Genomic DNA, 11258 nt, shown 5'->3' with positions numbered 1-11258 from the left:
AGCGTACCCGGGCGCGATGAGGCCTTACCGGTAAATCCCTGTCGCGCCCAGGTGCGCTCCTACGGCATCTGGTGGATTGCTGGATGCTCCGGCGCGAGCTGCAGGCGCACCCATACCCCGTAGTGATCCGAAGCCCAGCGGCCTTCGGCATAAGGCGTGTCGAACAGGATGCGGGCTTCGCGGGCCAGCAGGCGGTTCTGCTGGAAAAACACATGATCGATGCGTGCTGGCTTGTCGAAGACATGCACGTTCAAGGTGCTCATCGTGGCGTCGCTGTTGCGATGCACGCTGCCGTAGCTGTCGCCGTAGCCCTTGCGTAGCCCTTGCGGAGCGCTTGCAGATCGAGCGTGTCGGCGGCGGTGTTGAAATCGCCGGCGATGACCACCGGCTCCTGCGCGCTGCTGGAGGCGATGAAGTCCAGCAGATCGGCCACCTGTCGCGTGCGGATGCCGGTCCCGCGTGGGTCCGGTGCGTTCGTTGAGATGGGTGACGTAGACGTTGACCGGTTGGCCATCGACATCCACCTGCAGATGCGCGGCGACACGGTAATCGTCCAACGGCTGCAGCAGGCGCTGGTGCATGGCGAGCACCCTGCGGCGGCTCAACAAGGCGTTGCCGTAGCGTTTGGGTGACCCGACCGGATCCACTAAGGCGAAGGTGTAGTCATAGCCGAGCGTGCGTGCGAGCCAGGCAGCCTGATTTTCCACGCTGCCGCGGCGCTGAATCACTTCCTGCAACGCAATCACATCTGGCGCCAGTTGCTTGAGTTGCCTGGCGATATAAGCGCGTCGTGCAGGCAAGTCTTCGCGATCATGATGCAGGTTGAGCGTGACCAGGGTCATTTCAGGCGAAGCTGTGGCGGCTGGCTCGACGGCGTTCGCTGACTGATCACGATTGTCGCGCTGCACAGAGCAAATGCCCTGCCCGGCTTGCCCAGCCCGCACGCCGGTGGAGAACAGCAGGAGTGCAATCAACATGAGCGGCCATTGGGAACCTCGCCGTGCTGGCGCTGCCCGGGATGGCCGCCACGCCGGCCTCATTGCGTGGCGCGCTCGGCCCGCCGCACCGCGCTGGGCACATCGATCTGCACGTTGGCCGGCATCTGCTGGATGCGCAGTTCGCCGTTCTGCCACTCAGCCGATTCGCCGTTGATGGTGGCCTTGCCGGGGGTGCCCTGATACGGCCACGGCAGCACCACGCCGCCCGGCGGCAGGATCAGCCCTGGCTGCAACTGCAGCACCAGTTGCTTGTCGGTGCGCTGCAAGGTGTAACTCAGGCGCCCGTACGGTGTGCGCAGTTCGGCAATGCCGATTCCCTTGCCTTCGAACCAGCGCGTCGGCGTGCCGGCAGCGATGACCAGGCTGGCATCGGATTCGCGGCCGTAGGCGAACATGTCCAGCACCGAGCGTACGAAGTCCGAGGCGACCCAGGCATGCGGCAGGTCGCCGACGAAGAACGGTGTGCGCGGCGTGCGCGAGACCACTTCGGCCCATTGGTTCCAGGGTTGCGGCGCGCGGTCCTTGAAGAAGAAGGCGGTGGCGTCCCAGGCGCGGTCGCGCCAGCCCAGGCGCACGAATGCGGCCACGTTACGCCATTCGTAAGGTGTGTAGTCCTTCCATTCGCGCTTGCCGTCGCGACGGTCGGAGAATTCCTTCCAGTAACGCTCGAAGGTCTTGGTCAGCAGATCCTGCGGCAGACGTTGCTGCTCGCCGCCCGGGGTCAACGCAATGGTGGTCGAGGTCGCATCGAAGTCGCCCGATTCCGCCGAACCCGGCAGGAAGTCGAGGTTGTGCTGACGCACGGCCGCGCCCAACGATGCGACCAGATCGCCGCTGAATTCATCGCGCGCGGCACTGAAGCGTGCCACCTCCGCTGGCTTGTCCAGCGCACCGGCCAACATCGCCGCGTCCTTGTAGCCGCGCAGCGCCCAGAAGTTGTCCCAATACGAATGCACCGGCTTGGCCGAATAGCCTTCGTGACTGATCGACACCGGCATCATTCCGTAGAAGGCCGGGTTACGCATGAAGTTTTCTTCGGTGCGCTCGCTGGCGCGCAGCGTTTCCATGTAGTCGTAGGCGCCGGCGACATGCGGCCACATCTTTTCCAGGAAGGCCTTGTCGCCGGTATAGCGGTAGTACTCGGCGATGTTGTAGATCAGCTCACCGTGGCTGTCGTTCTCCGGCACCGGGTCGCTGCCGCGGTCGTCCACGCAGCAAGGCACCATGCCGTCAGCGAACTGATACGGAGCAAACCAGTCCACATAGTCGCGCACCACGTCTTCGCGACCCAGCCGCAACAGCCCTTCGGAAATCATCGCGCCGTCGCGGATCCAGCTGCGCGAATACGAGCGCGTGCCCGGCTGCAGGCGTGGGCCGATGCGCGAAATCAGCATATGCGCCAGCGCCGTGCGCAAGGTATCGACCACCGGCTTGCCTTCGGCCGGCACGCTGATGCGCACGCGATCGAGCTTGCTGCGCCATTGCTGCGCCACCTGCTGCTGCGCCTCGTCGGCGTCGAAGCCAGCCGGCAGCTGCGCGGCGCCGGTTTGCGGAATGACCAGGGCCACTTCACGGCGTTGGCCGGGCTCCAACTTCCAGCGATACAGCAGTACGCCCGACGCCAGACCGGTTTCGTCCTTGACCTGGGTCACCGTCGGCGGCGTGGCCGCGGTGAGATGGCTGACGTCCATGCCGCTGTCGAAGAGGCTCGCAAAACCGGCATCCGGCCGTTGTGCAGCAAACACCCGCGGCTTGCCGTTGACGCTGACCTGGCCACCATCCACTGCGAGTTGGTCGATGCGACTGACGCCACCTAAGGTATTGAGAAACTGCGCCGGCGGGTTGACCTGGAATGGCCGGACTGCCAACGCCAGGGTGAACTCGCGCGCGTCCTTGCCGGTGTTGTGCAGTTGGTAGCGCGCGACCAGTTGCGCCTGATCGGGGGTGCCCTGCACGAAGGCGGTGACGCGCAGGTTCATCAGGTCGTGGTGCCAGTCGACGCTGGGAATCGGCAGGTAGTCGTCCTGCAGGCTTTGCTCGCTGCTGACATCGGACCAGTGCAGCACCTTGCCACCGGTGACCACGAACGGTTCGATGCTGAAACCGCCCTTGCCCACTTCCACCGCACCGTCTTCGCCGATCAGGCCCTGTTCGGTGCCGCCATCCAGGCCCAGGATGGTCCAGTACGGCTGCTCGCCGGAGAAACCACGCGGATAACTCCCGCGCGGCAGCTGCGCGGCCAGCGACTTGATGAAGTCGTTGGGCGTTGCGGCGAATGCCAGCGGCTGCAACTGCACTTCCTTGATGCCGTAGCGCCAGTTGGGGCCGTCCTTGAGATCGAACCGCAGGTAGCGCGCTTCGGTATCGGGAAGCGCCAGCCAATCGTTACCGCCCGCGCCGGCGGTAACGGTACGCAGGTCGCGCCAGCTACGGCCGTCGCTGGACGAACGCACCACATATTGCGAGGCCTGCAATCCCGGTACCCACTGCACCACCGCACCACCAAATTCGCGCACCTTGCCCAGATCCAGCGTGACCGTCTGCTGTTTGACCGCGCCGCTGAGCCAGAACGTGTCTGGCTTACCGTCGGCCAGGCGCTGTTTCAACGCAGGCGCGGTGTCGGTGATGGCCTTGGCCTGGAGCGGCGAGGTGTCTTCGGGTGGCAGCGGCGTGAGCGTCAGGCGGTTGAAGCACACCGTGCCCTTGCCGCCGACCTTGTTATAAATGGTGAACTCCACATCGGCGCTGCTGCGCAGCTGCTTGTCCTGACCTGGGCCCCAGGCTTTTTCGATATTGCGCTTGCGGTAATTGAAGGTGGTCCAGTTCTTGGGGAAGGCAAAGCCCGGCCGGTTGACCCACCACACGTTGTCGCCGCTGGCATCGATCAGCTTGAGTTGCAGATCATTGGAAGGCGAGTCGCCGCGCAACGCAAACCCGAGCCGGTAATTGTCCGGGTACTCGATCGGCAGGTTGCGGCGAATGCCGACATAGCCGGAGACGCCGTTGAAGTTGTAGTCCAGACACAAGGCATGCCCGCCGGAGGTGGTAACCACCGGGCGAAGCGAGCCGCTGACCTGGTTGGACACCACCAGGCGCCAGGCACCGCTGTCGTTGAAGCCATCGAGCACGCGCTCCTGCGCCTGTGCCGCGCCCGCGGCGGCAAGGGCGGTCATGGCAAACAGTCGCAGGAACACTAGACTCACCCCTTCACACTCCCCAGCAGAAGACCTTGGATGTAGTAACGCTGCAGCGCCAGAAACAATAGCAGCACCGGAATCACCGTCACCACTGCGCCGGCCATCATCAATTCCACGTCCATGATGTGCTCGCGCGACAACGCCGCCAGCGCCACCGGCAAGGTGTATTGCTCCTGGTCGGTCAGCACGATCAGCGGCCACATGAAGTCGTTCCACGAGCCCATGAAGGTGAAGATGGTCAGGGTGACCAGCACCGGCTTGAGCATCGGCAACACGATCTGCAAGAAGATGCGCATCTCGCTGGCGCCATCGATACGCGCAGCCTCGATCAATTCATCCGGAATACTGCGTGCGTACTGACGCACCAGGAAGATGCCGAAGACCGTGGCCAACGCCGGCATCACCACTCCGCCAATGTTGTTGACCAGATGCAGTTGCTTCATCAGCAGAAACAGCGGCAGCATCGCCACCTGCGACGGGATCACCAGCGCCGCCATCAGGATCTTGAAGATGCGCTCGCGGCCGACGAACTGCAGCTTGGCGAACGCATAACCGGCCATGGTGTTGACCAGCAACGACCCGAGCGTGATCAGCCCGGACACCAGCAAGCTGTTGGCGAAGTTGTGCGCCATGCCGGTGCGTGCGAACAGTTCGTGGTAGTTGGCCGTAGTGAACGCCGACGGCAGCATCGGCGGCGGAAACCGACTGGCCTCGCCAGTGGGCATGAACGACACCGACAGCATCCACAGCAGCGGCGCCAGGCTGATCAGCGCCAGCACCAGCAGCCCGCCGTTGATCAGCACGGCATTCCAGCGCGACTCGCCAACATCACGGCTCATATCAGGTCCTTCTTGCGGCCAAAGCGCAGCATCACGGTGGTCACCGCCAGGATGATGAGGAACAACAGGAACGCCACCGCCGACGCACGGCCGAGGTTCCACCACTTGAAGCCTTCTTCGAACATGAAATACAGCACACTGACGGTGCTTTGCAGCGGGTCGCCGCGGGTCATCACGTAGGGCTCGGCGAACAGCTGGAAGTAGCCGGAAATGGTGATCACGCCGACCACCATCAGCACCGGGCCGAGCATCGGCAAGGTGATGTGCAGGAACTGCTTCCAGCGCGACGCGCCGTCAATGCGCGCAGCCTCGTACAGGTCTTGCGGGATCGCCTGCAGCCCGGCCAGGAAGATCACCATGTTGTAGCCGAAGTTCTTCCACACCGCGAACAGCATGATGGTGGGCATGGCCCAGCGCGGGTCGCCCAGCCAGTCGATCGGGGCGATGCCCAGATGGCTCAGCCCGAAGTTGACCAGGCCATATTTGATATTGAACAGGTAGCGCCAGATCACCGCCACCGCCACCAGCGTGGTCACCACCGGCGCGAACAAGGCGGTGCGGAACAGCGCCTTGAAGCGCGAGGCCTTGGCGTTGAGCAGCAGGGCCGCGCCCAGCGACATGCCGATCGACATCGGCACGCCCAGCAGCACGAAGTACGTGGTGTTCCACAACGACTTCCAGAACAGCGTCGTCTGCAGCAGGTCGATGTAATTGCCCAGGCCGACAAAGCGCAGATGGCTGCTGTCGGCCAGTGCGTACAGGTCGAAGTCGGTCACGCTGAGCACCAGCGCAGCGAACACCGGCACACCGAAGAACATGCCCAGCACCATGATCGACGGCGCGGCGAAGACCCAGCCGGCGACGGAATTACGCTTCAACATCGTGGGGCTCCCTGGTCCGCTGCGGCGGCTGGCGCGGCGGTGTCTGCAGCCGCTGGCTTCACTGCCGGCTGAGCCATGTCACCGGCCGGGCCGACATGCCCGCCCTCCTGCTCGAAGATCCAGCGGCGCTTGGCCAAAATTTCGTCCACGCGTTGATCCAGTTCCTGCACGGCGGCTTCGTGCGATTGCCCGCCACGCACCACGCGTTCGGTGACCAGACGCATTTCCTGCACGATGCGCTCCCACTCCAGCACCTTGGGCGTGGCCTTGACACGCTCTAGCTGGTCGCCGAAGGCATGCGCCAATTCGTCGTTGGCCAGCGAAGGCAGCTTCCAGGTACTGCGACGCGGCGGCAGGTCGCCGATGATGGCGTGGAAACGCGCCTGCACCGTGGGCTGGGACAGGTATTCGATCAGCTTCCAGCTGGCATCCTTGTGTTGCGAGGACTTGAAGATCACCAGGCTGGAACCGCCGGCAATGCCCGCACCCAAGCCATTGGGCCCGGGCAACGGCGCGGTGCCCCATTTGCCTTCCATGCCCGGCGGCTGGCGCAGCTTGAACTCGCGAACGTTCCACGGGCCGGACAGATAGAACGCGTAATAGCCGTTGAAGAATTCGTACCAGACGTTGGAAACCTGGGTCTCTGAGACCTTGGGCGCCCAGCCCTGCTGGTACATGTTGTCGTAGAAGCCCAGCGCCTTGCGGAAACCGGCGCCACGGAAGTTACCGTAGTTGTCATGGTCACGCAGCAGGCGGTCGTCCTGCTGCAGCGCGAACGAGAGTTGTTGCTCGAATTCGTTGAGCGGCATCAGGATGGCGTAGCGGTCGGGGCCGACCTTGCGCTTGATCGCGGCCATCACCTGATCCATCTCGGCCCAGGTCTTGGGCATCTGGTTGTAGCCGGCCTCGCGCAGCAAGTCCTTGCGATAGAACAACAGGCGCGTGTCCACGTACCACGGCACGCCGTACAGCGTGCCGTCGACCAGATTGGTGTCCCACACACCGGGGAAATAATCGGCGGGGTCGACGATCTTGGAGCGCGCCACGTACGGTTGCATCGGCTCCAACGTGTCCAGCAGCGCAAATTCCGGCAGCCAGGTGTTGCCGAGCTGGCACACATCCGGCAGGCCGTCGGCGGCAAAGGCGGTCAGCAGTTTTTCGTGGGCCGCGGTCATCGGGATGTTTTGCACATCCACATGGATGGTGGGGTTCTGCTTTTCGAAATCGGCCACCAGCTCGGCGACCACTTCGGCCTCCTTGCCCATCGCCCAGAACCGCACCGCGGTCTTGCCCGGATCGGAGCGTTCGCATCCCGCCGCACCTGCACACAGGGGGACGGCCAACATCAACAGTTTCAAAAGGCGCACGGATTACTCGGGTTTTTGGCGTTGCGAGGGGTCTTGCTGGGCCTGGGCAGCGGCGGCACGCGATTCGGCCATGCCCAGCGCGCGCGCAGCGGCCTTCTGCTCATCCTTTTGCGGCGCCGGTTGCGGCTCACCCTCCGGGGTGAGCCAGCCGCCGGTGAAGCCGGCCCGTTCCAGACCGGCACGGATGTAGGGGTTCTTCTTCATCACGTTCCAGACGAATTCGTTCTGGTAGTTGGCGATCATCGTCAGGATCGGGCCCTGGTCGATGGCGATGTAGTCGCTGGCCACCCAGCCACGGTCCGGCACCATGCGCCCGGTTTTGATCGGGATGTCGTAGTTGAAACTGGGGTTGAACGAATCCAGGAACCCGTAGCTCGAATACAGGAAGTCGCCGTAGCGCTTGTGCATCTCTTGGGTCGCAGGAATCACCACTTCCGGTGCGAACACGATCGAGGAGATCACCGCAGTCGGGGCGATGGTGCCGTCGTCGAAATTCTCGCGCAGACCGGCGCCGCGCGAAGAGTAATGGCGGAATTGACGCTGCTCGCCGCGGTATTCCTGGCTGGTGTTCTGCGGGCCGTCGCTGGCAGTGAGACCCCAGACGTTTTCGCCATAGTCCTTCCACTTCATCGGGTTATCGATGGCGTAGTCGCGCTGCGCCAACGTGGCGCGGCGGCTGTTGAGGAAGTAGTCGATGCCGCGTTCGCGCATGTACTGGTCCTGGATATCGCGGAAGTCGATCCAGACGTGGCTGTATTGGTGGCCGAACAGCGGGCCGAAGGACAGGTATTCCTGGCCCTGGTACACGCCCCAGTCGTTGTTGTAGGTGCGGGTCCAGCTGGTCCAGGCGTCCGGGTCCACGCCATGCGTCGGCGAGCCCAGCGCGAGGATGTACAGCATCATCGCCTCGTTGTAGCCCATCCAGTCGTGGTTGATGAAGCCGCTCTCGGGGAACCAGCCCATCGAGATCAGCGGCGCACGCTGTTGCAGCCAGCGCCAGTCCACGCGCTTGTACAGCGTGTCGGCGATCTGGCGGATCTCCTTTTCGCGCGGGTCGTCACCGTCGTAATACGACTGAGTAAACAACACGCCCATCATCAGCAGTGCGGTGTCCACGCTCGACAGCTCAACCCAGCTGTCGTAGCGGTTGCCATGTTGCATGTCCAGAAAATGGTAGTAGAAGCCTTTGTAGCCGGCCCGGCCGGTCTTCTGCGGCCCCATCGGCGCGTCGCGGAAGAATTTCAGCGTGGTCAGGGTGCGGTCGATCGCCTGATTGCGACTGACCCACCCGTTTTCGATGCCGATCGGATACGCGGTGAGCGCAAATCCGACCGACGCAATGCCGGCGAACGGGCGCGACGGAAACCGATCCGGCGACAAGCCGTTGGCCTCGTTCGTGGTGTCCCAGAAAAACTGGAACGTGCGGCGTTCGATGTCCGAAAACAGCGGCGGTAGTGGCGGTTCGACCGGTTTGGGCGGCAGTTGCGCCTCAACCAGGATGACTTTGACCGGTGCCTTCTTTTCGGCCACCTTGGGTTCCTCGGCTTGCTTGCACGACGCCAGGACCAGCGCGCCCAGCAAGAGTGGAATCGTCAACCATCGCGACGTGTTGCCTCTGTCCATCCGCCACCCACGTGTGTAATCGATTACATCTGACACGCCAACCTACCCTATCCAGGCGCCGAGTTCGACCGCCCTGGCGTTGCGGCCAGGGCGGTCGAGCACCTCACCAGTTCAGGCCGAAGGCCAGACGGAAGGTACGCATCGGCGACGCCAGCAAACCGGTCGGTGTGCCGTAAGCCGTGTTCAAGTCCTGCAAGGTTCCGGTATCGCCGTTGAAGGTGGCGTAATTAACCCAGTTGAACACGTTGAGGATATCCGCACGCACATTGAATTTGATGCCACCGCCGGTGTCCCACTCTTTATTTGCGGCAATGCTGAATTCCTTGTAGCCCAGCGTGCCATCCGGCTTGAACTGGATGATCTCGCACTGGTCGTTGCCGGCCAGGCAATTCTGGCCGTAGCGCGCGGTCTGGCTTGCCAGCGACAGCTTGCCGGACAGCTTGATTTCATACGGCAGCTCGTAGATGCCGGTGACCACCAGGCGGTTCTTCGGGATGCCGCCGGCCTCACGCCAGCCATAGTCCTGGATGCGTTCGCGGTCCAGCGCATAGTGCTCGCCGAACTGACGGTTCTCCTTCGCATCGGAATAGGTGTAGGCCACGGTCAGGCCCCACCCGGACTCTTCGTCGAAGGGCTTTTCCACCTGCAAGGCCAGCTGGTTGTTGCGGGTTTCCACGCCGTTGGTGCCCAGCACGATGGCGCTGTAGCCGTTCGGGCCGTCGGTCGGCACGCCGGAGGTGGTGCCCGGCTGGAAGAAAGAACCGTCCGGCAGGCGGTTGCCTCGCACGAAAGCGAAACCGTCATGGCTCTCGATGCGGCTCAGGGTGACATCCGTGAACCAGTCCTGGCCCCGCAACGGCACCATGTTGCGCATGCCGATGCTGAATTGGTCGGAGTACGGGGTCTTGAGGTTGTTGTCGATCAGGTAGACCTCGCGCCCGCCACCACCGGTGCTGTTGGCCGTGAGTGTGTTCAAGCCATCCTGGCTGTTGTACGCCGGATTCCAGGCCGTGCACGGGTCGCCCAGGCAAGTGGGGTTGTTGGCGCTGGTGAAGTAGTAGTTATACGACTTGAAGGAGTTGTTGAGCTGCTCCAGGGCCAGGTAATCGAAGATGTTGCGGTCGTAGGCACGGCCGGCGCCGCCATAGATCACGTGGGCCTGATCGCCGAACAGGTCGTAGGAGGCGCCCAGACGCGGCTGCCACGCATTCTTGAAGGCCTTGCGGTTGTTGCCGGTGCTGATGAAGTCGTTGATGTTGTAGTTGGCGTTGCGCAGGTTGGGCCAGTTCTGCAGCGCGCTGGCGACGTCCGAGGGGGTCACGAAATCCAGGAACGCCGGGGTTTCTTCGTAGTCGTAGCGCACGCCCAGGTTCAAGGTCCAGTGCTCGTTGACCTCCCAGTCGTCCTGCAGGTAGATGCCGTACTGCTTGTTCTTGGACACTACCGAGCCGCCACCTTCCACCAGCGGCGCACCGAAGCGCACGCGGTACGGTGTCTCGACGTCGGTGAGGATGTTGTAGTAGTACTGCGGGTTGGCCGGGTTGAACTGGGTCGAATCCAGGTCGATGCTCTTGAACTTCACGCCCATCTTGACGGTGTGCGCGCCATGCCATTCCAGGCTGTTCAAGGTCAGGTCGTCCTGGAAGGTCCAGCCCTTCTGCCCCTTGCGCTGGAAGCTGCTGCCGGCGCCCGCCGCCAGGATGTCGGTCTCGTTGCCGCGCACCGGCGCGTAGCTGAGGATGTAGGCATTGCCGTTGTTGATCGGCGCCTGGTTCCAGAACGCGCTTTCGTAGCTCAGGTTCGCTTCGTTGAGGAAGCTGGCCCCGCTGTACTGCCAACGCAGGTTGGCGCGCTTTTCTTCCTGCCCGTTGATGCTGCCGTGCTCGTAGGTCGAGGTCTGGCCAACATCGTTGAGCTCGTCTTCCTTGCGGTACTTGCCGGTCAGCTCGAACAGGTTGTTCTCGCCAATGGTCCAGTCGATCTTGCCGAAGTACAGGTCTTCCTTGAACGGCGTGCTGGAGGTCACCACCAGCGGCTGCAGCTGGGCCGGCAACTGGTCGACGCGGTCCGAATAGATCGAACCGGGGATCACCACGTTCGGGGTGGTGTATTCCTTGGCTTCATAGGCGATGAAGAAATGCGCCTTCTCCTTGAGGATCGGGCCGCTGAAGGTGGCGCCGTACTGGGTTTCTTCGAAGTCGTCGCGCACGCCGGCCTTCTTCTCCAGCGGGCTTTCCTCGCGCCAGCTGTCATTGCTGGTGTCCCAGAAGAAGCTGCCGTGGAAGTCGTTGGTGCCGGACTTGGACGAGGCCACGATGGCCGCGCCGCTGACCTGGTCGAACTCGGCCTTGTA

At 63.2% G+C, this 11258-nt stretch carries 7 protein-coding genes; all 7 read right to left on the bottom strand.

The genetic code is table 11. The annotated features are described in order from the left end of the window. Positions 1-59 precede the first annotated feature (59 nt). A complete protein-coding gene (locus tag XAXN_RS18690; RefSeq protein WP_241148220.1) occupies positions 60-842 on the bottom strand; it encodes an endonuclease/exonuclease/phosphatase family protein in 783 nt (260 codons plus the stop codon). Positions 843-1036: 194 nt separating this feature from the next. Then, positions 1037-4171 carry a discoidin domain-containing protein gene (locus XAXN_RS18685; protein WP_054320657.1) on the bottom strand — a complete coding sequence of 1045 codons (3135 nt, stop codon included), beginning with the start codon at positions 4169-4171 and terminating at the stop codon, positions 1037-1039. A 26-nt stretch (positions 4172-4197) separates the two neighbouring features. Further along, positions 4198-5034, bottom strand: a complete 837-nt coding sequence (locus XAXN_RS18680; protein WP_054320643.1) for a carbohydrate ABC transporter permease — start codon at positions 5032-5034, stop codon at positions 4198-4200. Further along, a complete protein-coding gene (locus XAXN_RS18675) occupies positions 5031-5915 on the bottom strand; it encodes a carbohydrate ABC transporter permease (protein WP_054320642.1) in 885 nt (294 codons plus the stop codon). Before XAXN_RS18675 ends, XAXN_RS18680 begins: the two co-directional genes overlap by 4 nt. After that, positions 5909-7282, bottom strand: coding sequence for a sugar ABC transporter substrate-binding protein (locus tag XAXN_RS18670; RefSeq protein WP_054320641.1), 1374 nt, complete (start codon positions 7280-7282; stop codon positions 5909-5911). The genes XAXN_RS18675 and XAXN_RS18670 overlap by 7 nt, the downstream gene beginning before the upstream one ends. A 3-nt stretch (positions 7283-7285) precedes the next feature. After that, on the bottom strand, positions 7286-8905 hold the full coding sequence (locus XAXN_RS18665) for a glucoamylase family protein (RefSeq protein WP_054320640.1): 1620 nt from the start codon (positions 8903-8905) through the stop codon (positions 7286-7288). 103 nt (positions 8906-9008) lie between these two features. Continuing rightward, positions 9009-11258: TonB-dependent receptor domain-containing protein (locus XAXN_RS18660; RefSeq protein ID WP_054320639.1), on the bottom strand; the 2250-nt coding region annotated here is incomplete at its 5' end.

Source organism: Xanthomonas axonopodis (genome assembly GCF_001304695.1).
Taxonomy (GTDB): domain Bacteria; phylum Pseudomonadota; class Gammaproteobacteria; order Xanthomonadales; family Xanthomonadaceae; genus Xanthomonas; species Xanthomonas axonopodis.
Note: the sequence above shows the minus strand (reverse complement) of the source record. Positions and strands in the feature narration are given on the sequence as shown.